Source organism: Arthrobacter sp. alpha11c (genome assembly GCF_054149985.1).
Genome location: NZ_CP196747.1, coordinates 1,559,923 through 1,582,149, shown reverse-complemented (window position 1 = coordinate 1,582,149; position 22,227 = coordinate 1,559,923). Strand labels below are relative to the sequence as shown.

23 protein-coding genes and 7 tRNA genes are annotated in these 22,227 nt (G+C 58.5%); 20 read left to right on the top strand and 10 right to left on the bottom strand.

Annotated features, from left to right (window positions below; translation table 11 throughout):
• Window positions 1-27 precede the first annotated feature (27 nt).
• The 6 genes from ACTAQJ_RS07255 to ACTAQJ_RS07230 form a co-directional block, all read right to left on the bottom strand.
• Window positions 28-103, bottom strand: a tRNA-Gly gene (locus ACTAQJ_RS07255).
• A gap of 57 nt (window positions 104-160) precedes the next feature.
• A tRNA-Val gene (locus ACTAQJ_RS07250) sits at window positions 161-235 on the bottom strand.
• A gap of 24 nt (window positions 236-259) precedes the next feature.
• A tRNA-Gly gene (locus tag ACTAQJ_RS07245) sits at window positions 260-332 on the bottom strand.
• 57 nt (window positions 333-389) lie between these two features.
• Window positions 390-464 (bottom strand) — tRNA-Val (locus ACTAQJ_RS07240).
• Between the two features lie 38 nt (window positions 465-502).
• Window positions 503-573: transfer RNA gene (locus ACTAQJ_RS07235), tRNA-Cys, on the bottom strand.
• Window positions 574-618: 45 nt separating this feature from the next.
• Window positions 619-691, bottom strand: a tRNA-Gly gene (locus ACTAQJ_RS07230).
• Window positions 692-953: 262 nt separating this feature from the next.
• Between ACTAQJ_RS07230 and ACTAQJ_RS07225 the strand changes: the two genes are divergently transcribed.
• Together ACTAQJ_RS07225 and ACTAQJ_RS07220 are read left to right on the top strand one after the other, a co-directional pair.
• Window positions 954-1,028 (top strand) — tRNA-Val (locus ACTAQJ_RS07225).
• 182 nt (window positions 1,029-1,210) lie between these two features.
• Window positions 1,211-1,696 (top strand): hypothetical protein, encoded by a 486-nt coding sequence (locus tag ACTAQJ_RS07220; protein ID WP_498701559.1) that lies wholly within the window; start codon window positions 1,211-1,213, stop codon window positions 1,694-1,696.
• A gap of 144 nt (window positions 1,697-1,840) precedes the next feature.
• Here ACTAQJ_RS07220 and ACTAQJ_RS07215 read toward each other — a convergent pair whose 3' ends face one another.
• On the bottom strand, window positions 1,841-2,239 hold the full coding sequence (locus ACTAQJ_RS07215) for a response regulator transcription factor (RefSeq protein ID WP_498701558.1): 399 nt from the start codon (window positions 2,237-2,239) through the stop codon (window positions 1,841-1,843).
• A 143-nt stretch (window positions 2,240-2,382) separates the two neighbouring features.
• On the opposite strand from ACTAQJ_RS07215, the gene ACTAQJ_RS07210 reads away from it, so the two are divergent.
• Both ACTAQJ_RS07210 and ACTAQJ_RS07205 read left to right on the top strand, forming a co-directional pair.
• The gene (locus ACTAQJ_RS07210) at window positions 2,383-2,667 is read left to right on the top strand and encodes a hypothetical protein (protein ID WP_498701557.1); all 285 of its coding nucleotides are present in this window, start codon (window positions 2,383-2,385) and stop codon (window positions 2,665-2,667) included.
• On the top strand, window positions 2,668-2,835 hold the full coding sequence (locus tag ACTAQJ_RS07205; protein ID WP_498701556.1) for a hypothetical protein: 168 nt from the start codon (window positions 2,668-2,670) through the stop codon (window positions 2,833-2,835).
• A 96-nt stretch (window positions 2,836-2,931) separates the two neighbouring features.
• Here the strand turns inward: ACTAQJ_RS07205 and ACTAQJ_RS07200 are convergent, their stop codons facing one another.
• A complete protein-coding gene (locus ACTAQJ_RS07200) occupies window positions 2,932-3,189 on the bottom strand; it encodes a hypothetical protein (protein WP_498701555.1) in 258 nt (85 codons plus the stop codon).
• A 603-nt stretch (window positions 3,190-3,792) separates the two neighbouring features.
• Between ACTAQJ_RS07200 and ACTAQJ_RS07195 the strand changes: the two genes are divergently transcribed.
• From ACTAQJ_RS07195 to ACTAQJ_RS07140, 12 genes are all read left to right on the top strand, one after another.
• Window positions 3,793-4,629, top strand: coding sequence for a hypothetical protein (locus tag ACTAQJ_RS07195; protein ID WP_498701554.1), 837 nt, complete (start codon window positions 3,793-3,795; stop codon window positions 4,627-4,629).
• 825 nt (window positions 4,630-5,454) lie between these two features.
• Window positions 5,455-6,483, top strand: coding sequence for an ornithine cyclodeaminase (gene ocd / locus ACTAQJ_RS07190; RefSeq protein ID WP_498702161.1), 1,029 nt, complete (start codon window positions 5,455-5,457; stop codon window positions 6,481-6,483).
• A gap of 91 nt (window positions 6,484-6,574) precedes the next feature.
• Window positions 6,575-7,852, top strand: a complete 1,278-nt coding sequence (locus ACTAQJ_RS07185) for an ABC transporter substrate-binding protein (protein WP_498701553.1) — start codon at window positions 6,575-6,577, stop codon at window positions 7,850-7,852.
• A complete protein-coding gene (locus ACTAQJ_RS07180) occupies window positions 7,849-8,604 on the top strand; it encodes an ABC transporter ATP-binding protein (RefSeq protein WP_498701552.1) in 756 nt (251 codons plus the stop codon). The genes ACTAQJ_RS07185 and ACTAQJ_RS07180 overlap by 4 nt, the downstream gene beginning before the upstream one ends.
• Complete coding sequence (locus ACTAQJ_RS07175; protein ID WP_431119837.1) at window positions 8,601-9,380, top strand: ABC transporter ATP-binding protein; 780 nt, start codon at window positions 8,601-8,603, stop codon at window positions 9,378-9,380. The genes ACTAQJ_RS07180 and ACTAQJ_RS07175 overlap by 4 nt, the downstream gene beginning before the upstream one ends.
• Complete coding sequence (locus ACTAQJ_RS07170; protein WP_477516277.1) at window positions 9,373-10,242, top strand: branched-chain amino acid ABC transporter permease; 870 nt, start codon at window positions 9,373-9,375, stop codon at window positions 10,240-10,242. Before ACTAQJ_RS07175 ends, ACTAQJ_RS07170 begins: the two co-directional genes overlap by 8 nt.
• A complete protein-coding gene (locus ACTAQJ_RS07165; protein ID WP_498701551.1) occupies window positions 10,242-11,291 on the top strand; it encodes a branched-chain amino acid ABC transporter permease in 1,050 nt (349 codons plus the stop codon). The genes ACTAQJ_RS07170 and ACTAQJ_RS07165 overlap by 1 nt, the downstream gene beginning before the upstream one ends.
• A complete protein-coding gene (locus tag ACTAQJ_RS07160; RefSeq protein ID WP_498701550.1) occupies window positions 11,281-12,675 on the top strand; it encodes a M20 family metallopeptidase in 1,395 nt (464 codons plus the stop codon). The genes ACTAQJ_RS07165 and ACTAQJ_RS07160 overlap by 11 nt, the downstream gene beginning before the upstream one ends.
• Complete coding sequence (locus tag ACTAQJ_RS07155; protein WP_498701549.1) at window positions 12,672-13,970, top strand: type I glutamate--ammonia ligase; 1,299 nt, start codon at window positions 12,672-12,674, stop codon at window positions 13,968-13,970. The genes ACTAQJ_RS07160 and ACTAQJ_RS07155 overlap by 4 nt, the downstream gene beginning before the upstream one ends.
• The gene (locus tag ACTAQJ_RS07150; protein WP_498701548.1) at window positions 13,960-15,114 is read left to right on the top strand and encodes an amidohydrolase family protein; all 1,155 of its coding nucleotides are present in this window, start codon (window positions 13,960-13,962) and stop codon (window positions 15,112-15,114) included. The genes ACTAQJ_RS07155 and ACTAQJ_RS07150 overlap by 11 nt, the downstream gene beginning before the upstream one ends.
• Entirely contained in the window at window positions 15,111-16,313 is a 1,203-nt protein-coding gene (locus ACTAQJ_RS07145) for a M20 metallopeptidase family protein (protein WP_498701547.1), read from the top strand. Before ACTAQJ_RS07150 ends, ACTAQJ_RS07145 begins: the two co-directional genes overlap by 4 nt.
• 108 nt (window positions 16,314-16,421) lie before the next feature.
• Window positions 16,422-17,315, top strand: coding sequence for a MurR/RpiR family transcriptional regulator (locus ACTAQJ_RS07140; RefSeq protein WP_498701546.1), 894 nt, complete (start codon window positions 16,422-16,424; stop codon window positions 17,313-17,315).
• Between the two features lie 111 nt (window positions 17,316-17,426).
• Here ACTAQJ_RS07140 and ACTAQJ_RS07135 read toward each other — a convergent pair whose 3' ends face one another.
• Window positions 17,427-17,819 carry a nuclear transport factor 2 family protein gene (locus tag ACTAQJ_RS07135; protein ID WP_431120188.1) on the bottom strand — a complete coding sequence of 131 codons (393 nt, stop codon included), beginning with the start codon at window positions 17,817-17,819 and terminating at the stop codon, window positions 17,427-17,429.
• 368 nt (window positions 17,820-18,187) lie between these two features.
• Here ACTAQJ_RS07135 and ACTAQJ_RS07130 point away from each other — a divergent pair, with 368 nt between their 5' ends.
• The 3 genes from ACTAQJ_RS07130 to ACTAQJ_RS07120 all read left to right on the top strand — a co-directional run bounded on the left by ACTAQJ_RS07130 (window position 18,188) and on the right by ACTAQJ_RS07120 (window position 19,924).
• Window positions 18,188-18,568: a DUF7793 family protein gene (locus ACTAQJ_RS07130; protein ID WP_431119850.1), complete on the top strand. Its 381-nt coding sequence runs from the start codon at window positions 18,188-18,190 to the stop codon at window positions 18,566-18,568.
• A 159-nt stretch (window positions 18,569-18,727) separates the two neighbouring features.
• Window positions 18,728-19,108, top strand: coding sequence for a DUF7793 family protein (locus ACTAQJ_RS07125; RefSeq protein WP_498701545.1), 381 nt, complete (start codon window positions 18,728-18,730; stop codon window positions 19,106-19,108).
• 612 nt (window positions 19,109-19,720) lie between these two features.
• The gene (locus ACTAQJ_RS07120) at window positions 19,721-19,924 is read left to right on the top strand and encodes a tautomerase family protein (RefSeq protein WP_498701544.1); all 204 of its coding nucleotides are present in this window, start codon (window positions 19,721-19,723) and stop codon (window positions 19,922-19,924) included.
• A gap of 356 nt (window positions 19,925-20,280) precedes the next feature.
• Here the strand turns inward: ACTAQJ_RS07120 and ACTAQJ_RS07115 are convergent, their stop codons facing one another.
• Window positions 20,281-20,961 carry a FadR/GntR family transcriptional regulator gene (locus ACTAQJ_RS07115; protein WP_498701543.1) on the bottom strand — a complete coding sequence of 227 codons (681 nt, stop codon included), beginning with the start codon at window positions 20,959-20,961 and terminating at the stop codon, window positions 20,281-20,283.
• A gap of 417 nt (window positions 20,962-21,378) precedes the next feature.
• Between ACTAQJ_RS07115 and ACTAQJ_RS07110 the strand changes: the two genes are divergently transcribed.
• Window positions 21,379-22,224, top strand: coding sequence for an ABC transporter substrate-binding protein (locus tag ACTAQJ_RS07110; RefSeq protein WP_498701542.1), 846 nt, complete (start codon window positions 21,379-21,381; stop codon window positions 22,222-22,224).
• Window positions 22,225-22,227 lie beyond the last annotated feature (3 nt).

Here is a 22,227-nt window from a genome sequence, read left to right as displayed (position 1 = left end):
CAGCTCCGAGGAGCTGCCTTTTTTCGTTGGAGCGGACGACGAGATTCGAACTCGCGACATCCACCTTGGCAAGGTGGTGCTCTACCAGCTGAGCTACGTCCGCACATGTTGTCTGCCAGGCAGATGCCTGGCCTTCAACAACAAACAAGTTGCCTTGTTCTGGTGGGCGATACTGGGATCGAACCAGTGACCTCTTCCGTGTCAGGGAAGCGCGCTACCGCTGCGCCAATCGCCCGTTTCCGGGTCCTTATGAAAGGAGAGCGGACGACGAGATTCGAACTCGCGACATCCACCTTGGCAAGGTGGTGCTCTACCAGCTGAGCTACGTCCGCACATGTTGTCTGCCCGGCGAATGCCTGGCCTTCAACAACAAACAAGTTGCCTTGTTCTGGTGGGCGATACTGGGATCGAACCAGTGACCTCTTCCGTGTCAGGGAAGCGCGCTACCGCTGCGCCAATCGCCCATGCATCCAGCCGTGACTGGAAGACATGGTTTTCACCGAGGTGGGTACGGGATTCGAACCCGTGTATACGGCTTTGCAGGCCGCTGCCTCGCCTCTCGGCCAACCCACCGTGTAAGCAGATTCCGAGGAATTCTTGCCTTGACAGTGCCTTGCGAGCGGACGACGAGATTCGAACTCGCGACATCCACCTTGGCAAGGTGGTGCTCTACCAGCTGAGCTACGTCCGCAGTGCCGTTGCGCCGGCCTGCCCAGTAGGCATTCCGTCGCTTTCCGACGAGTAAAAACTCTATAGGAGGTTGCTTCAAACTCCAAATCGGTTGGTTGCTTTGGCTTCTTTAACGGGCTCGGATCCTTGAATTTACGGGGCTCTTGGGGAGTTTCATGGCTGTAATTCCGGCCTTGTGATTCGGCCGTTTGAGCGCGTTTTGCAATCCAGCCAGGGTGGGCTAGTCTTCTGTATGCATCAGCGAGTTGATGCAGGTTTCACCCGGGCGATTGGCGCAGTGGTAGCGCGCTTCGTTCACACCGAAGAGGTCACTGGTTCGAACCCAGTATCGCCCACCAAAAGAAACCCCCGGATTTTCCGGGGGTTTCTTCGTTTTGCGCCCAGAGCGTCGCATCGATCGCTATCGCACGTGGATCATGAACCCGGAGTGGGCGAGAAGCTCCGTATGTGACTGCGCTCACTGCTACATTGTTTCCGATGGGGGTGCAAAGGGTGCTTCCTGCACGCCGAGGAGTTCCGTATGAGCCTTCAGATTCCGCGCCCTGGCGACCTACCCACAGCGACGGCTGACGAGGACCCGAAGAAAAACCGCAAAGCCCGTACTTCCATTGGCATCGGCCTCATCGCTGTCGCCGTGATCAGCGCGGCGGCAATGATTTGGTTGTATTCGTTGTATGGGGCTGGGCTGGCAACCCTCACCGAGAGCGATAGGTCTGGACAAGCAGTCTTCGTGACGCTCAACATCTTCTACTTCATGGCGCTGGCTGCAGTTGGCATTTGGAATATCACTGCCAGGCTTAGTGCATCCAAGGTGCCGCTCATTGCTGCGCTTGTCATGTCGTGCCTCGCGCTGACGTTCACTGTTATCAACATCCTTGACTTCGCGACGACCAGCGGCAGGATTCCGAGTCTGTTTATGTTGTTCCTGAATGTGGGTATCTGCGTTCAGACAATCAGGCTCTTGCTCGTGAAGCCGCAGCTGGACAGGTCCTCCGTTCGCCCATAATGCCGCATCAAGTCAGCAATTAGACGTGCGCCGCGGAGGGCACCGCCGCCTCCGGGAAGTACCGCGCGACGTCGTAAGTACGTGCAGTCTGCCATCCGCGGAGGGCGACGGAGGGCGACGGGCAGGTCCGCCACAGCGTTCCCTTCAGGGCGTGCTGCGGGGATCCGGGGATGTGAGTTCTTGGGGGCTCAGTTTCAACGCGAGCTCACGCAGCTGGCGGGGCCGGAAGGGCTTGATCAGGTACGCAGTGGCGCCGGAGGCAATGCCATGGAGTTCATCGTCCCGTTCAGCGAAGGCTGTGATCATCAATATCGGGGCCTGGGAAACCGCGGAAATCAGGCGGGCGGCTTCGCGACCGTCCATGTCGGGCAGTCCCAGATCAAGGGCGATCAGTACTGGGTTCAGCCGTTCGACTGCGGTCATGCCTTCATGTGCTGTTTCGTAGGCATGGACTTCGAAGCCGGCGCCGGCGAGGATCAGTGCGATCAGGTCGCGGATGTCAGGATCGTCTTCGATGACGACGCATGTTCGCTGTGAATTCACGTGGGCCCCTTTCGGGACAAGCTTAGGGCGGGATCGATCGTCGCGGCCGAGATGCGCAGGACCTCTTTTGTGCCGCGGCGCGCCATCCTCGCAGGGGACTTCGCTTCTAGGATGGTGACACGACTAGGTCTGCAGGGGGTGGCATGGCGTTTGCACTGGTCTTCATGGCGATTGGATTGGTGTGGCTGCCATTCAGGAAACAGATCGCTCGCCAGCAGTACGCGATCGCCTCACAAATGCTCGGCCGGAGGACCCATGACGTCCTCGACGAGTCCGAGTCCCGGCCTGGAGCTGAACGGGAAGTGTATGAGCAAGTGGTACGGGGATTCGAGTTATTCGGCGTGTTCTTCAGCTCATTGCTGATCGTTGCGGGCCTGCTCATTCTGGTGCTGACGTTCAGCTTCAGGCCGCCATGGACGGGAGCCTAAATGGGCGGGTCCTTCCCAGGCATCGTCGCAGCTTTCCTGATACTCAGTGCCGTGGTGCTGTACCTGATGCGCAAGGTCATGGCGCGTGCCGGCGTCGACGGTTGGGCGTGGCTGCCTGAGGACTCGCAGTTCAAGACATACGAGCGTCAGCCGTGTGGTCGAAATTGACAGCGGGAATAGTGGCCATCGCCGGACTGGTGTTCCTGGGCCTCTTCCCGTGGCAGAGGTAGAGACGTGGGCTGTGAGGAGCAAAGCTTGATTGGATCAGGCAGGTCTGTACCGGCAGAGGAAGCGAATGTCCTGCACCGGGAGATCGAGGAAGGGGTCAAACGCTGGCACGACCGCGCTGCCGCCGCGGGGGAGGACCGCATTCTTGCCTGGACTACGGACGGTGATCTCCACAGCTACCGCCGGGATGAAATCACCCTCGGGCGGGAAGTATGTGCCGGTAGTGGAGCCATGGTGGTCCATGACAATATTCGCCGGAGTAATTGTCGTTTTGGTTCTCTTCTCGCTGGTCATGTCAGTCGTGTTCTCTGCATCAGACGGTCAATGGGTCCGGCTGTTCCTGCCAGGTAGTTTTGGTCTGTTCGCTTGGCTTCTTGTCTTCTGGGCGCGTCAGGACTGGGACGCTCGGGCCCGGCGACGGGAACGGGGTGTTCCCGAGCCAAAGACGGGAAAGAGGCCAGTCCAGATTGATTTTCGATGGCCACCGCCACGGATGCGAGGCCGCAACCAAGCTTCCCAGCAGTGAACGTCAGGGATTGACGCTGCGATGTGTGGACGGCCATAACTTCAGATGGCGAATTCGTCTGTCCGTTAGACCGGGAGCAGCAAATCCGAGCATATGGTGACCGGAAGCAGCACTACGTTGGATCCTCCAGATAAGAAGCGATCTGAACAGTGAGCGTTTCAACCATCGCCAAAATCTATCTCCGGCTAACCCGAGTGTTCCCACCTATTCCTCGTCCCACGTGAAGCTTCGAATGTGCCAAAGTGCTTTGCGACATGGAAACATTGTCGCTGACCGCAACCGGAAGCGTTTCAGAACCAACCAACTTGTTCGCCCGGTGGAGGATCCGTTACCGCGACGGAACGTAAGAGCCCGACTTTCACGGTGTCATCATGGTCTTTGTGACCAAACAAGGGCCTTACGACTGCTCTCCCTCCAATCTCCGTGTGCTCATACACACCTATTGGTCCACAGCAGGCTGGCACCAGCCCCCAGCGCTACCAGATGAAGAAACGTTCGAGAGGTTGAAAATTGCTGGCATAATGTTCGGCCCAGACACTCCTAGGGATCACGACGATTGGGTAACGCGGGCACGAGGCGCAGCGCAAGGTCTCACTCTCAGCGAGGTTCGCGATGCTTTTCTCGCTAGCCTAACCAGCCGCCGATTGGATCTTAGATCGGCGCTGAGTTCCTACATCATCGCTAGATCGCTGCCCGACCATCCATTTGATGGAACTGCCGCACAATTTCGCTGCCTGGTGTGCGACGCCGTAGCCCATTCCAGTGCGGACCTGAATATCCTCAGCTTTGAACGATTCAAATGGGGAGGGGTAAGGAAACTGGATATTGGCTATATCGCCTTCGACCTTGAACAATTCGAACGAGCGCCAAAACTCGAGCCGTCCAGGGCAGACAAGACCCTTGCTCGCGAGATCTCCGCCTTCATTCAGAGCTGTCCACCCTCCACCACCCCAACCCAGTTGGCCCCAGCACTCAAGATGCTGCCTGGAAACAAGGATGAACGCGCCTCGTTCATAGACGCCCTCGGAATTGTAGGCATCCTCAATGCGCCGGAACATCCTGGATTTCTAACGCGCTTCGTCACTTCCGCAGATAGGAATCTACCTAACCGTCACTATGTCGACGACGGATACCCGGTCTGCTGGTGGACTGCAGCGAACGGTGTTGACAACTTGGCACTCCTCGAAGTGCTAGCGCTTGAGAGCTAGATGTACTGTCCCGTGGGTGCGTGCCTGCGCGGCAACGCTTGTGTCACTTCAGAAGGCGATTGCATAGAACGCCAGGGGTCATCTTCACAAGCGCAAACGACTTAGATTTGATGGTCGGCAGCCGGCAAGAGGATGAAATTGCGGACGCGGCAATGTGCCGACGAGGACATTGTCGTCGACCTTGCGCCCATCGCCCAGGCAACCTGTGAGTTGGGAGGCAGGCTACCTGTCGACTGCGATCACGTGCAGTGCGCTATTCAATACATGGCAGCGCCAAACAGCTCCGGCCGCGGTTGAGGCGTTGTTTGCGATCTCGGACGGTGCTGGCATGATCCAGGGCAAGCTCATTGAGCCCGCTGGCTGGGCATTCACGTCTGGCGACGTGGCAACCTGTCAGTTCCGTTGCGCCAGCACCAGCTTCGACGTCACAGATCCGGTGTTCCATCTGGGTGTCCTCACCCAGGTCCAGCGATTCAAGCCCGATCGAATAACAGTCCGGCGGCGTGCGGACCCAAACAGCCTTCCCCAATGGCTTCTGAGATACCGGTGCTCTGCTTCCGGCTTGGGCCTGCAGATGATGTGTGCGGCCTGCCGTGGTCAAGTGCCCTTACGGTCGCGAGGAAGCCGACATTGAAGAGACAAATGAAGCCGGAAGAGTCAGTTTGAGGAGGCGCGGCCGGCAGCGCAACGACCGACTATCCACAAGCGGAAACTGAAAGAAATGTAACAAATCTTTCAAGACTAGTGACTTTGGTTTGTTTGTAACGCATCATGGAATCAGTCGATCCCGAGGACGCGAGCGGCACGAACAAGAAGGGAGCGCAGATGACGCGCTTTGTTGATGTACACAACATGATCAGCTGGGTCAGATCCCAGGGTCCGGAGACGATCATCAAAGATCTGATCCACTACATGGAGGAAGACTTCCGCCGATGGGCGCGGTTCGATAAGACGCCCCGGGTAGCCAGTCATACCCCGTATGGCGTCATAGAACTCATGCCCACCAGTGATCACGAGACCTACGGATTCAAATATGTGAACGGGCACCCTTCCAATCCTGCACGCGGCTACCAAACCGTCACGGCATTCGGCGTTCTGGCAGATGTCCACAACGGCTACCCAACGTTTCTTGCAGAAATGACAATCCTCACCGCGCTGCGCACCGCCGCCACCTCTGCAATGGTTGCGAAGGCCCTGGCCCGGCCCGGTTCCAGGGTCATGGCCATGATTGGAACCGGCAGCCAGGCAGAATTCCAGGCACTGGCCATGAGAACAGCATTGGGCGTGGCGAAGCTGCGGGTTTGGGACACCGATCCCGCCGCAGTGAAGAAGTTCATCCGCAACATGGTTCCGCTTGGATTCGAAATAGATGTTGCTGCATCTGCCCTGGAAGCGGTTCAGGGCGCCGACGTCATCACGACCTGCACGGCGGACAAAGCCCAGGCCACGATCCTCAGCGTTCAGCACATTGCTCCTGGCGTCCATCTCAACGCGATCGGTGGAGATTGCCCCGGAAAGACGGAACTGGATCCGTTGATCCTGGAGATCGGTGACGTTTTTGTCGAGTACGAGAGCCAGACGCGGATCGAAGGTGAAATCCAGCAGATGCCGGCTGACTTCGCCGTTACCGAATTCTGGAAGGTCCTCCTCGGCGCCGCACCTGGGCGCACCTCAGAAGATCAAATCACCATCTTCGATTCCGTCGGATTTGCCGTGGAAGACTTCTCAGCCCTGCGTTATGTGCGGGACTCCGTGGACGGTTCCGAGTTCTTTGAAGATATCGACCTCGTTGCCAATCCCGACGACCCCAAAGACCTGTTCGGTCTTGTCGGTGCATTATCGCCCGTCGGTTAGGCGACTGACTCCATCGTCTTCACCATCCAGCAAATGTATCCAGATATGACTCCCAAGCCCGGACCAAAATCCCCATCTCCCACGGAGCGCTATGCCCACCTCAATCAAGCCCCACCTACGTTCCTCCCTACTCCTTTCAGCCGCTACGCTCATGGCCATCTCGATGGTGAGCTGTACCGTTCCCACCGGCGAAGGTGGTGACTCCGGGGCATCAGGAGAGACCATCACGCTCGGTCTATTGGCCCCGCTAACAGGCGTAGCCGCTGCCGACGGCAAGCTCATGGAACAGGGTGCACGACTCGCGGTCGATGAAATCAATGCCAAGGGCGGCATCGATGGGAGGAAGGTTGAACTCAAAGCCCTGGACGTACGGGACCAGAAGTCAGATGCGGTCTCGGCCGCTGTGACACAACTGACCTCAGACCCCGATGTTGCGGCAGTGATCACCGGCTACGCCAGCACGACGAACTTCGAAATCGATCAGCTCGCAGAAGCCGGGATTCCGTACCTGCTCAGCGGCAACAGCGGCCAGACGCTGGAGATCATTTCCAAGAATCCCGAAAAGTACCCCGGTGTTTGGTCCCTTGCCCCTTCATACGAGGGGTATAGCACTGGAATTCCTGAACAATTGGATGCATGGAACGCCGATGGCACGTTCCCGCTCACTAACCGCCGGGTTTACATCATCTCCAGCGACAATGCATATTCCAATGGCATAGCGTCAGGTCTGGACAAGAACTTCAAGACAAAAGGCTGGGAAGTCACCGGTCCTGACACTGTTCCGTTTGGGGAAGTGGACGACTGGACCACGCAGATCGCCAAAATTCGGCAGGTCGATCCGGCTGTAATCATCAACCTCGACTACCTGACTGCAAATGCGTCAAAGTTCCTCACCCAATTCCGCCAGAACCCCACGCAGTCACTGGTGTTTTCGCAATACGCCCCCAGCGTCCCGGAGTTCACTGAGCTTGCAGGGAAGAACGCTGATGGCGTGCTTTACAACCTGCCGTTTGCCCCGTTGCCGGCATTGCCGGAAACCAAAGACCTTACCAGGAAGCTTACGGAGGCATACCAGAACGAACCGAGCCTTTATAGCTATGGCCTCTACGAACAGGTCCATTTGTGGGCCGACGCCGTCAAGGAAGTCGGGGATCCCGACAAACGAGAGGAAGTCGGAGCTGCATTGGGCAAGCTGGACAAACAAACCACCCTCGGGCGTGTCCATTTTGATCCAACAACCCATCTGGCGGTAGCCGGCAAGGACGGTATCCCGATGACGTACTACCAAATCCAAAACGGCAAACGCCTGAACATTGCTCCGGAAGAGTTCGCCGACGGCAAGTTCCAGAGACCCGAGTGGATGAAATGAGGATCGCCAAGTCACCAGTCCCCGCCCCGTCCACAGGGCACCTCCTGGAATTACGGCAGGTCAGTCGACACTTCGGGGGGTTCGTCGCAGTGGACGACGTCACGCTGAATGTTCATGAGGGGGAGATCCTGGGAATTGCCGGTCCCAATGGTGCGGGAAAAAGTACTCTCTTCAACCTGATCTCCGGGGTGCCGTTCGGCCCGACAGGCGGAGAGATCTTCTTTGACGGTACGCGGATTGACAGGCTTCCCGCGCACAGAATCGCTCGTTCGGGAATGCGTCGAACCTTCCAGGCAGAACAGCTGTTCCCGTCGTTGAGCGTTTCGGACAACATCGCCGTGGCCAACCACTACCTCGGCGGGCGGCGCACCAAAGGGGACGTGGAAACTGCCTTGGAGACAGTCGGAATCATCAAGTACAGAGATGATCCGGCGGGGGACATACCACTGCTTGCAAAAAAGAAGCTAATGATCGCCAGCGCCCTCGTCTCACAGCCGCGGCTCTTGATGCTGGACGAACCAGCCGGGGGCCTCAACGATGAGGATCAGGCTGAACTAATCCTGCTTTTGCGTGAACTTCAGAAGGGCGGCCTGACACTGCTGATCATTGAGCATGTACTCAGTCTTATCCGCGATCTGGCCAAAAGAATGGTCATCATGTCGTCCGGCGAAGTCCTGATTGAAGGAACCCCCGACGCCGTTCTTTCGGATCCGCGGGTCATGGAGGCATATCTGGGGAAGGCCGCAGCATGAACGCCGATCAGGAGACCGTCAGCCCACTGCTCCGCGTCAGTGACCTGGCGGCCGGATATGGACGCCTGCCTGTCGTCAGATCACTTTCCATGGAGGTCGCCCCGGGGGAAGCCCTGGCCTTGTTGGGTCCCAACGGTCATGGAAAAACGACCGCCCTGCGCGCCATCTCGGGCCTTGGCAGGATCTCTTCGGGTCAGATTGTCTTCGATGGCAGCGATATCACCGGGATGCCCGCCTATAAGGTAGTCAACCAGGGAATGATGCATGTGCCCCAAGGCAATCAGCTCTTTCCCAGGCTCACCGTCAGGGAGAACCTGACATTGGCAGGTGGGATCCCGGCAGCCAGGGGCCAGCGGGAAGAGACTCTTGAAATGGTCCAGGGACTGTTTCCCAAGCTCCTGCAACGTCGAGGGCAACTTGTGGGCACGCTGTCGGGAGGCGAACGCCAAATGGTGGCCATCGGAATGGGCCTTATGGCCAAGCCCAAACTTCTTGTGCTGGATGAACCAACTCTCGGGTTGGCACCCAAGATCCGGTACGAAATCCTTGAGACACTTCACGAAGTCCGACGACTGGGCCTATCCCTGATAGTCGCCGATGGCGATATTGAGTTCCTCTTCGAACTCGCGGACCGGTGGCATCTTGTGGAGCTCGGGCGGATCGTCTCCAGCGGGACCACCGACATCAAGCCCAGTCACGAGGAAGTCATGGATATGTACGTCGGCTCGCACCCGTCATCCGCTACCAACAACATTGAGGGAGACAAGCATGTCTGACGCGCTCCTTTCCATCCTCGTCTCAGCCCTCGTGCTCGGGTCGCTGTACTCATTGATGGCAAGCGGACTGTCCCTCATTTGGTCCACGCTGGGGGTCTTCAACTACGCTCACGGCGCGCTCCTGCTGCTGGGCGCGTACCTTATCTGGACGTTCTCAGAGAAGGTCGGGCTCCCGGTACTTCTCGCTTTCGCGGCTGCGATTCCCTTGCTGGCCTTACTGGGTATGCTCCTGGACCTCGTCGCGGTCCGGCCTTTCATCAGCAGGGCAAACGGAACTCTCTTGGTCATGGTTTCGACCCTCGCCATCGCCAACGCCGTCGAAGGTGCTGCACAACTAATCTGGGGACCGCAGAACAAGCAGATAAAGGCCGTGAGCACCTCAACATTTGCCTTGGGCGACGTAAAAATCGCAAGCTCCACCCTCATTGCCCTGGCCCTGGCATTAGTTCTAGTCGTAGGACTGATTACGTTGCTGCGCAAGACGAAGTGGGGGATGGCGGTCCGGGCAGTGGAACAAAACCGGGACATGGCAATGCTCGTCGGAATCAGGCCAGCGCGCATATACGCCGGCGTATTTGCGGTGGCGTCAATTCTGGCCTGCGCCGCTGCCTTCGTCTACGGAACGACCACCACCATTACGCCCACCAAGGGATTTGAACCCCTGCTGACGGCCTTTGTCGTCCTGGTCTTCGGCGGGTCGGCGACTTTGTGGGGAACCTTGGTCGGCGCCTTCACCATAGGCCTGTTGGAGGCGGGCACAACGTACTGGCTCGGTCTGCAATGGAGCCCTGTAGCCGTATTCCTCGTGCTGGTCCTCATCATGCTGGTCCGCCCCCAAGGTCTAGTGAAAGGACGTTCGTGATGAACATTCTTGGATCCCTCAAGCGCTTCGCGACGTGGCCGTTGCTCTTGCTTGCCGCCGCCTTGCTGCCGTATGTCGTCATCAGCGGCTCTGCACGCCTGCTGGCCGCGACAGCTCTCATTTACGCCCTGCTCGCGGCCAGCTGGAACCTGACGCTGGGTATCGGCGGTATCTTCAACTTCGCACACGTTGGCTTCTTCGGGGTAGGTGGCTACGCGATGGCCGTTGCCACAGTGACATGGGATATGAATCCATGGCTTGGGCTCATACTGGCAACCGTTGCCGGTGGGCTGGCTGGTGCCCTGGCCTATGTCCCGGTGATACGCATGCGAGGCATTTATATCGCACTGATCACCTTCGTCTTCGTTCAGCTCTGCTACTACCTGGTGTTGGCTATTCCCGGAATCACCGGCGGATCCAGTGGGCTGACAGGCGTACCGGCACTGAGCGTAGGAGATTTTTCCTTCGCAAAGTACGCGGGATTGGGTTACCTATGGTTGCTCGGCGGGGCAGTGGTCCTGCTCCTGGTTCTGCTCCGGACCACCCTTCGCAGCCCGTTCGGCAAGAGCCTCATCGCACTGCGCGACAATGAAAACCTTGCCGTGAGCCGCGGAATGAACCGCATAAGGCAGCATCTCCTTGCCTTCATCCTCAGCGGAGCAGTCGCCGGCGTCACAGGAGCCCTTTATGTTGCGTACTTCCGCGTTGCGGACGTCACACTCTTCAGTTTCGGATTCGTCACCCTTGGCTTGAGCATGATCTTCCTCGGCGGTACCGGCCACATCTGGGGTCCGGTCCTGGGGGCATTGATAGTCACCGTCATCGACCGCCAACTCACTGACCTTGGGCCTGTGCGTGCGATCATCATCGGCGTTGGAACCCTTCTGGTTCTCATTTTCCTTCCACGCGGCATTTCCGGGCTCTTCGAAGACGTATGGACCAGAGCGCGGAGGCTACTTCCGGGAAACCCGAACAAATCCGCCCATAGAGCACTCCAAAAACCCGCAAGCCGGACTATGGAAGTCGAGGAGACCACGCATGTCCATTGATTCCACTGCCCGGGCAGAGCAGAACCAACGAAAGGCGGTCCTGGACGCTGTGGATCGTCTGGCGCCCAGGATCGTGCAGTCTGTCGCCGACGCAGTCAGGATCCCGAGCATAAACCCTAAGTATCCCGGTCAGGACTACCAGAAGCTTGTGGGCGGTGAGGGTGAGGTGAGCGCGCTCATGAACGATCTTCATCGCGAAGCCGGAGCCTCCACGGAACTCGTCACAGTTGAGAAAGGCCGGGACAATGCTTGCGGGCGGATTGCCGGAACGGGCGGTGGCCGCTCGCTGCTGCTCAACGGGCACGTCGATGTTGTGCCGCCCAACCGGGAAGGTCTTTGGGATCACGCGCCGTTCTCCGGGTTGATTACCGATGACGCGGTTCATGGCAGGGGAGCTACGGATAACAAAGCCGGCACAGTCGCCACGGCATATGCTGCCATCGCATTAGCCACCGCAGGTATCCGGCTCAAAGGAGACCTCGTACTGCAGGCGGTCGTGGGAGAAGAAGTCGGTGACCACCTCTCGGGTACAACGGCAGCCTTACAGGCGGGATATGGGGCCGACGCCGCAATCGTCTGCGAACCGTCGAACTTCTCGGACGCAGCCCCCAATCTGGTTCCCACCACGCCGGGCCTGCTCTGGTTCTCGCTGTCCCTTGTCGGCAAAGCTGCGCACTCCGGACTGCGGGGTCTTACCATTCATCCAACCCTTGAGGGCGAAGCTTTGGGCGTCAATACCATCGATAAGTTCTGGATCATTTATCACGCCCTGCGGCAGTTGGAAGATACTTGGGCGCGGCGTGACAGGCACCCCCTCTTCCAGCCGGGCTACTTCAATCTCTTGCCCGGGGTGATCCGTGGAAACCCGGAGGGCGTCCTGGTCCCGTTCTTCCTCGCCGACACGCTCACAGTGGAATACTGCGTCTACCACCACCCTGAGCGAAGCAACGACGAAGTCATCGACGAGATCGAACGAACCGTGCGTCAAGCTTGTGCCAACGATCCCTGGCTAAGCACCAACCGACCTGAATTCGACTGGAAGCTCCTTTGGCCGCCGTACACCGCGCCGGCCAGCCATGAACTCATCCCCGCGGTCATGAAGGCCCACAGTGATTCCGTCGGCGGGTTTGACCTGGCCACCCCTCCTGAACAAGAGGGGTTCCTCGGTGTCTGTGATCTCACATGGATGGATGCCCAAGGTATCGACGGGCTCGTTTACGGTCCTGGGGTTGGCCGAACCGCGCACGCGGAAAACGAGTTCGTGCCAATCCACCAGATCATTACCGCAGTAAAGACGTACGCCCTATCTGCAATGGATTATTGCGGCGTCTCGGGTACTGAATCCAGCATCAATCCACCCACGACTGGCCGGAGGCGCCCGTGAACACCCCCGATATCTTCGTTGCTACCTGCGATCTCGCTGGTCAGGTCAAAGGACGAGGCGCACCCGGCGAAGCCTACGGCTCCGTCCTTCGCTCCGGTCTGGGCTGGGTGCCGGCCAACCTTGGCATTTCGGCTTTCGGCAGCATTGCGCCGGGCAGCGCCTTCGGTTCAACCGGCGACCTGCGCCTTATGCCGGACGAGGCCACGGAAATCACCGTTGCCGATGGCCCCAAAGAGGCCGGACTCAGGATTCTGCTCGCCGACCAAACACAACCCGACGGAACTGACTGGGACTGCTGTCCCAGGACCTTCCTGCGCCGAGCCATCAGCGACTTTCGAGAGCAAACGGGCCTGCGCGTTATCGCTACTTTTGAACACGAGTTCGTTGTGGAGGGCCTGCCTCAATCGGCTCCGTTTTCCTTGCGCAGGCACCTGGACGCCGATCCGTTCGGAATGGACCTGCTGCGTCTTTTGACGGATTGTGGTCTCGCACCCGAGAACTGGTTGCCCGAATACGGGGCGAACCAGTTTGAAATCACGGTGGAACCGAGCGACCCCCTCACTGCAGCAGACAGGGCGGTACTCTTGCGCGAACTGGTCCGCGATTTGGCCATCCGACGCGGCCTCAGGGCTTCCTTCGCACCGCTTCAGGAACCAAACGGTACCGGTACCGGCGTCCATGTCCACATCAGTTTGGTGGACGACGGCGGTACTCCGGTTCTCTTTGACGCCACCCGTCCGGGGCGCCTATCCGAGGTTGGATCAAGATTCAGCGCAGGAATCCTGCGTCACGCCGAAGCGCTGACGGCCTGGACAGCGCCAAGCCCCGTTTCCTTCATGCGCCTGGCCCCGGATCGATGGAGTGTAGGGGGCATATTCCTGGCGGAACGAAACAGGGAGGCTCTTCTCCGAATCTGTCCGACCAGTTCGGCAGGTGGATCTGCTCCGGACCACCAGTTCAATCTTGAGTACAGGGCAGCGGACGCAACCGCCAACCCGTGGCTCACGCTTGGTGTCCTGCTCCGGGCCGGTCTGGCCGGATTCGTAGGGGGCGACGAGTACCCCGAACCTGACATTTTCCCGGAGACGGCAGACCCGGCTGAATTGAACGACGTACCTCGACTGCCTCGTACACTCGAGGACGCACTCCTGGCATTGGAAAAGGACCAGAGCGTGACGTCGTGGTTCCATCCTGATCTGTTGGCAACGTATTTGGCGGTCAAGCGGCATGAGCTCGCCCATGTGGCCACTCTCGACGATGCTGCCCGAGTCAAAGCGGTATCTGATGTCTACTAATTCCGTAGAAGATCTCCTGACCACCATCGAGGAAATCCCCTTGGTGGACCACCATGTCCATGGAGCGTTGAAGGATGACGTTGACCGGTCCTCGCTGGAGGAACTGCTGACGGAGTCGGACAGGCCTATTCCTGAATGGATGACGCAATTCGATTCGCAGTTGGGATTCGCGATTCGTCGTTGGTGTGCGCCGTTGTTGGGCCTATCTGCACATGCGAGTGCCGACGCGTACTTTGAACGGCGTGTGGGGCTCGGGACGTCGGAAGTAACCTCTCGCCTGCTCCAGTCTGCGGGGATAGGTCATTTCCTGGTCGAAACCGGATATCGCGGTGATCAAATCCACGGCCTTTCGGGGATGGAGCGAATCAGCTCAGCCACCGTAGGTGAGGTTGTCAGACTCGAATCCGTAGCGGAGTCTTTGGCGTGGGAAGGCGTATCAGCCGCCGATTTCGCTAACGCCTATGCGGCCCGGCTAGCGCTGGCAACGGAGAACGCCGTGGGAGTCAAGAGCATCATCGCCTACCGACATGGGTTCGACTTTGATCCAATCCGGCCGTCCAAAGAAGAAGTGGTGAAGGCGGCTGCTTCCTGGCTCCGTCTGGTAGCAGCCGGCTACTCGCTTCGTGTTGCGGATCCTGTGCTTTTGCGCTTCTTTCTGTGGTCGGGCGTCGACCGTGGTCTGCCCATTCAAATGCACACTGGATACGGTGATCCCGACTTGCGTCTGGACCGCTGCGACCCGTTGCTGCTGGTTCCCTGGTTGAAGCTGATTGAATCATTGAAGGTGGACGTACTCCTTCTCCACTGCTACCCGTTCCATCGTCACGCGGGCTACCTTGCGCAGGTATTCCCGCATGTCTACTTCGATGTCGGGCTTGGGACCAACTACACAGGCGTTCAGTCTCTGGAACTGATCAAAGAGTCTTTCGAATTGGCACCTTTCTCCAAGATCCTGTTTTCAACGGATGCGTGGGGACCTCCGGAACTCCATTACCTCGGGGCGCGACTATGGCGCGAAGGAATGGGCAAGGTCCTGGGGGCTTGGGTTCGCGATGGGGACTGGGCTGAGGAGGATGCCATTCGAGTGGTTCACATGGTCGGAAGGGATAACGCAGTGCGCGTCTATGAGCTGGGGGAGAAGTGAACTCTGAACTGTTTGAGGTGCTCAGGAGACGCATTGACCAGGAAATTCCGCGCGCAATAGAACTGCGCCATAAATTGCATAGCTTGCCGGATTTATCCGGTTCCGAGGGGCCGACCCTTGATCTGGTCTTGAACGCATTGCCTGGCGACCTGCAAACCAGGTTTGTGGCCGGAACAGGGGCAGTACTGCGAATCGGCGGCCCGGGCAAGGCCATCGCCATCCGGGCTGAGCTGGATGCGCTGCCTGCCCTGGAAGAGTCCGGACTCGATTGGGCTTCCCAAAGGCCGGGTGTCATGCACGCTTGTGGGCATGATATCCATCTGGCTGCCGTCGTTGCCTTGGCCAGGGCTGTCCACTCAACACCGGGCGCAACTCCCATGGCACTGGTCTTGCAACCCAGGGAAGAAACGTACCCGTCCGGGGCAAAGGACATCTGCGCAGCAGGGATACTCACGGAGGAAGACGTGCGCGTCACAGTTGCGGCTCATGTTCAGCCGCTGTTACCCGGAGGGACAGTGGCGTGCACACCGGGGGCCGTGAATGCATCATCGGACGAGTTCACCATCAACATTAATGGAAGAGGCGGCCACGCCGCCTACCCGCACATTGCAGCGGATCCTGTCCTGGCGCTGTCCCACGTTGTGGTCTCTTTGCAAAACATCGTGAGCCGGAACGTGGATCCCATGGATTCGGTAGTCCTCACCATTGCTACCCTTCAGGCTGGTACCGCGGCCAACGTCATTCCGGGTACCGCCGCCGCCCGGGGAACTGTCCGCACTATGGCCACGCCAGTGAGGGAGGAAGTGCTGCGGCGTCTTGCAGAGACAGTCCGCCTGGTTGCAGCTGCGCACGGCTGCAGCGGCGAAGTCAGCGTCACCGAAGGTGAACCCGTCCTGGAAAATGATGCGCACGTCGTCAAGGCGACTGCCCCTCTACTGCTGGCTCTGGGCTTGGAAGTGGACAGTAATCTCAGGTCTGCGGGTTCCGATGATTTTTCGTATTTTTCGGAAAGGATGCCTTCTTTGATGATGTTCGTAGGTACCAGCGGAACCGGGGAACGGTTGCACTCAAGCACTTTCGTGCCCCATGACTCTCACGTCCATGATGTAGCGCATGCGCTCCTGGCTGGATACGTAGGCGCCGCCAGGACGTTACTGCCCGCTCACGGGCTGCCCCTGGTCGCTGCCCCAACAGGCTGACGGCAGGCTAGCGCTCAAGCCGTTCTGGGTTTCCTGATTGAATGGGGATAAAAGCGGTGGAGTTCACACTAACTTCCAGCTTTGCCGTCTATGCAAAAAAGGAACGCCATGACGCAGTCCGGACAATTTGAACAGTCTGAGAACCAATCTGCCCGGTTGACCCTGGCGGACCGAATCCGTCAAATTCAGGGTTCACTTTCCCCGGCAGAGCACAAGCTGTCCCGCGTGTTCCTCGCCAACTACCCGACGGCAGGGCTCGAGTCCACCATTGAATTTGCCAAGAAAGGAAATGTCAGTGCCCCCACGGTGCTCAGGTTCGTCAGCAGATTGGGCTTCAACAAGTACCGGGACTTCCAGGATGCCCTACGCGACGAAGTGCAGGCGCGGCGGGCATCGCCGCTGACCCTCCAAGGCAAAATACGAGTTGATTCAGCCGCTCCAGAATTGGCTCAGTCAGTGGCAGAGACGGCGGTCGAGGGCATCGAGAGCACGGTCGCCTCGCTTCCGGAGCATGAGTTCGACCGTGCCGTTGCGCTTCTATGCAATACGTCACTGGACATTACTTCGATCGGTGGCAGGTTCTCTCACCTCCTGGCCACCTACTTGGACTTGCACCTTCGCCTGATGCGACCCAACACCGTGGTGCACGCCCAGCATCCTAACAATGACTCCACGTTCATAGCTGACCTCAGCAAACGCGATGTCTGCGTCTTCTTCGATTTTCGCCGGTACCAGAAAGACACCGTTGACTTGGCAAAGGCAGCCCGTGAGAAGGGGGCAAAGATTGTCCTCATCACGGACCCGTGGCTCTCTCCCGTTTCATTTGTCGCGGACGTCGTTCTGCCGGCGCGGGTGGAGGCGGCGGGTTCCTTCGACAGCATCGTGCCGGCAACGGTGTTGGTGGAAGCCCTCATAGCAGCTGTTCACGTCAAGCTTGGGCCGACGGCCGATGACCGTATGCGCATTTTGGAAGCCAGCCATGGCGCAGTGCTGGCCGATTAGTCCCCAACGCAAGTTTCTATCGGCCGCCGGAACTGAAACCTTCAAGCATGGAAAGTCCAGCCTCTGGGTCACTTTATGGCCTTCGAGGATCTTTGCTTCGAGGGCCAGAACTCAGGTCCAGAATTCGTCCGCCTTGGCGGTGTCCTCGAAGAACTCCCGGCCCTCGACAACCTTTCCGTCGCGGAGCACGAACACGATGGCCGACGCCACGTCCAAAGTCTTCCCGTTGTTTTCCGCGTGGCTTTGCTGGATCCCCACGGTGTGGTTTTCCCCGCCGACGATGTCCTGGACATTCGCCTGGAACGACCCCTGGGAGCGTGAGCCCAGCTCACCAAAGTAGGCCAGGATGGCTTCGCGTCCTTCTTTCTTGCCTGACAGCACGCCGCTTCCTGCCGCGTACCAGACTGCGTCCTCCGCGAACAATTCGCCAAGGGTCGCCAAATCCCCGGTGTTGAAGGCTTCGTACCCCCGCCGAACGAGTTCAGCGTTTTCTGCAGCTCCCATTTCGAACACCCCGTCATCCTTGTCGGTATTTTTACAACGGCCTAAGCCGGTTGACCCAACCAGTATCCGCTTCGGTATCCGGACGCTCAAGAGGAAGCGCTCGGTCAGGTCACGTCATAGGAGCTTCCCGGCGCCCTACTCGTTGACACGAGAGAATGACATGAATTTGCGCGTGTCCAAAAGAGGTTACCGGAGCGTGGACTACGCGTGCGGTTGGCTGCTACAGACACTCCGTATCGGCGATTAGTGTCCCACGAATGTCCGGGTTCCAAGGAAATGGGACGCCGCGAAATTTGACCGGTCGTTTGGGTGCGCATGTTTAAACAGGCAGTTACTCTTAGCTCTACAAGACTCTGGGGGAGCAAGAGATGAAACCAATCACCGTCGACGGCGGCAAGGGCACAGTGGAACTCGACGCCCAAGGAATTCTCTACCTGGTGTGGCAACCGGGGACTGTTCTGGAGGCCGATGACGTACATGCGGCGATGGCAAAGGTCAATGAGGTTGCCGACGGTGCCGAGTACCCGATGCTGATCGACATAGCCAACACTCAAGCTGTGACCCTTCAGGCCAAGTCCGTTTTCAGCGTCAAGTGCGCCGCTTCACGAATTGCCCTGCTTGGCTCAAGCCCGCTCAATCGGGTCATTGCCAACTTCGCCATGGCACGGCGGAAACTCCCGTGTCCCACTCGGTATTTCACCTCCCGCGATGAGGCGATGTCCTGGCTTCTCCAGGCACCCGTTTCCTGACACCACCGTGCCCATATCCAACGAAATCGGACAAGACTGACCGTCTGGGTCCGTTCAGAAGCGGCATTTGCGACGAACTGGACGCCTTTGTCTGTTCATTCGGGTGCGAATATTCAAGCAGGCAGTTAGTCTTAGCTCCATAAGACTCTGGGGGAGAAAATGAAGCCAATCACCGTTGATGGCGGCAAGGGCACAGTGGAACTCGATGCCGAAGAAGTTCTCAACCTGGTGTGGCAACCGGGGACTGTTCTGGAGGCCGACGACGTACATGCGGCGATGGCAACGGTCAATGAGCTTGCCGCCGGTGCCGAGTACCCGATGTTGATCGACATAGCGAACACTCAGGCGGTGACCCGTCAGGCCAGGTCAGTTTTCAGCGTCAAGTGCGCCGCTTCACGGATTGCCCTGCTTGGCTCGAGTCCGGTCACTCGTGTCATTGCCAACTTCGCAATGGCACGGCGGACGCTCCCGTGCCCCACGCGGTTTTTCACCTCCCGCGATGAGGCCATGTCCTGGCTACTCCAGACGCACCTTCGGTAGCACTGGCCATGGCTGTTGGGAGCCGGGGGAGTGACCGCGAGATCGAAACGACGGTGCTTCAGCTTCCCGGGACAGCTCATCGACCAGCCGACCGAAGACGAAGGCTAGAAACTGGGGCGACGCGAAGTCCATGGGGTGACCCTACAGGTCAAGGCCAGCGAGGCGAGAAGTTCAGTGTTTCCTGGAGGAATGTCTGAATGGCCCGCCCTCGAGAGCCAAGTAGTCAGCCTCAGTAGGAGCTGGTGTTTGTTCCGTCGGCTGTTCGTTGCTTTGGTCAATCTCCACTTTAAGGGCATAGGCCACTGGCGCCGCACCGCAGTTTCATCCCATCCTGCCTACAAAACGATTGTGAGCCCGGGGGCTAGCGTATCGAGCGACCGCACGATCTCTGCAGGTGGTTGTTCGGACCGACCCGCAAAGTAGCCCAGCAGTATATTTACGGCAGTGGCTCCCTTGGGAGTCATTCTGGCCATGAGACAAACCGTAGGGTTCATCGTCCAGGGAAGGAAGTGGCGCACTTCTTCGTGATTTCACTTCGTGTTATCACCTGCAGATCAATCCCCGCCGTCCGAAGGCCATCCGTTCCTCTCCCGAAGATGTCAGAATCTGTGCATGCCCCTTCTTCAGGTTCTCAATGCATCCCCCGCCTCGACTGAAAAGAAGCGTCAGCTGCTGTCTGCACTAACTGCCACGTACGCTGAGGTCATGGAGATCCGTCCTGACACGATCCGGGTGATCTTGCAGGAGCTACCCCGCGAGAACTGGTCTGTAGCAGGTATAACCTTGGCGGAGTCAGGACAGAACGAATCCGTCTGAACCCGAACGGCCTCTTGCCCGCGCCGCGCCAGGTGAAGGATCCGTTACCGGGCACCGCTGTAGCCGCCCATCTTCCGGCCAGATGCTCACCGAGAGGAGTGCGAGCCAGCTAGGCCGACGCGTGCCTGGGTAATTGTGTTCGGCCAGTCTCGTAATTAAGGACGGCATCGTGTTGCAAGGTGAAAAATTTGTCGGGGACGTCCTGCCCCAAAGATTCGTCGCAGGACATGGCAAAGAAACGCGGCGACATGACATCAAAGATGAATCCAAGTTTGGCGAGTTCAGGCCAGCAGCTGCCCTTCGGACTACACCACTCCGGATAGGGCCACTCGGGAGGAGCCCACTTTAGACGGCCCCTACTTGGTTGTGATGAGGGAGGAAATAAGCGCAGCAAACCTTTCATCCGAAAGCTTTGATCCAAGCCCTCTTTCGAGGGAACTTGTCTCCAAGAGATCAACGGCCCTTGCATGGTACTTGCGTACAGCTTGAACGACAGCATGATGATTCTTCTGGGAAATGGCCCGTATTATGGCCTCCCTGTCTTCGTAAGCGTTCCCGGTTAAGGTCCGCCAGAACTGCGCGTCGTCCGGAAACAGGTCGCTCTCTATGCGATCCAGAAGCTGGATGAGAAACCCTCCGAAGACTCTCAGGAGTGGCTCGTGGGCGCATTCCAGCAGTGCAGTGAGGAAAGACACGACTCCGTCCAAAATCTCACGGGAAGTGGAACCGCGGGCCACTGCATTGTTTGCTTCGCTGAGCGCCTGGAGGTTCTCGGGAGTTGCTCGTTCCACGGCCCTGGAGGCGGCTTGCTCGTTGATGAGTGATAGAAGCCGAAGCACTTCACTGATTTGCACACCCTCCATTTGCATGGCGGTGACCAGCGATGACCTCACAAGGGCGCCGGTGTCTTCGACCACATAGGTGCCGCTTCCATGTCGAACCTCCACGAGGCCCATTACTGCCAGCGCGCGGATGGCCTCCCGAATAGTGGAGGGGCTTACGCCATAGGTGCCGGCCAGGTCCCGCTCAGTCGGCAAGCGCGCCCCTTGCTGATCTTCCCCGTTGCGATGAGCCCGCGCAGTTCCTCGACAATTCGTTCCGCGGTGTTGGTGCTTCTTAGGGTGCTGGCGCCTGACAGGCTGACAGCTGGTGGACGCGAGGCCGCTCTCGAGGTAGGCATGCTGCAAGAATAGCGCACCCAGTCACCCAGTGACTTAACCAACATGATCGAGTACCGTAGTTAGTCAAAGTCACCCAGTGACCTTGACTCCTTGATTATCCATGAGGATACTTGAGGCCAACTTGAAAAACACGATGGAGTGTGCATTTGATGAAAAATATGGTTCTTTCGACGTCCTTGGCCGCGTTGGCTCTTTTTGCAGTCTCGGCCTGCGGGGCAGGTCCGGCGCCGACCGCAACCCAGGCGGGGAGGCCCAACCTCCATTACGGTTGGGGTGAGCCCATCCACAGCTTCGGCAGCCGTATATCTTGCCGCTGAGCAGGAATTCAAGGAGCAGGGCCTCGAAGTCAAGACGGCCACTATCCAGTCCGGGGCTGAGGCAATTCCCCGTCTGCTGAACGGAGAGTTGGCCTTCGCCCTGGGGGACGCCGCCGGCACAATGACAGCGGCAGCAAACGGAGTAGGCATAGTGGCTTCCGGTGTTGCCACGACTTCGCCCTCCCATCCTGGCAAGGACTATTCAGGCATCGTCGCTGACGACCCTGCGATCACCAACGTAAAGGCCCTTGAGGGGAAGACGGTTGCGGTAAACCAGTTGAAAGGCATTTCCGAGCTCACGGCTCGTGCTGCCATAGACAACCAAGGTGGAAACTCGGCAGCTGTCCAATTCGTAGAATTGCCTTTTCCGCAGATGACCGAGGCCGTAGTTACAGGCAAGGTCAGCGCTGCACTCTTGGTTGAGCCCTTCTTGTCCGGAGCTAAGGCCAAAGGTCTCCACGTAGTCATAGCGCCGCAAGCATACGCAGTCGCCGACCTGCCGTCGACCATTTTCGTCTCGTCGTCGCAGTTCGCCTCGGCCCACCCCGAAGTTGTTAAGAAATTTCAGGCTGCCATGAGCAAGGCATCAACTCGAGCGAATGCTGACGCAGCTGACACACGCCGAATCACGGCCACTTACACCAAAATTGCCCCGGAAGTCCTGAATGTCATCACGCTGCCCATCTATGCCGAAGATGCAGCCGACACTTCGGGAATGCGGACACTGGCAGGGCTCATGAATAAGTACAAGCTTCTGGACAATCAGCCCGACCTCAACACTCTCCTGCTCGGCGGGAAATAGGGC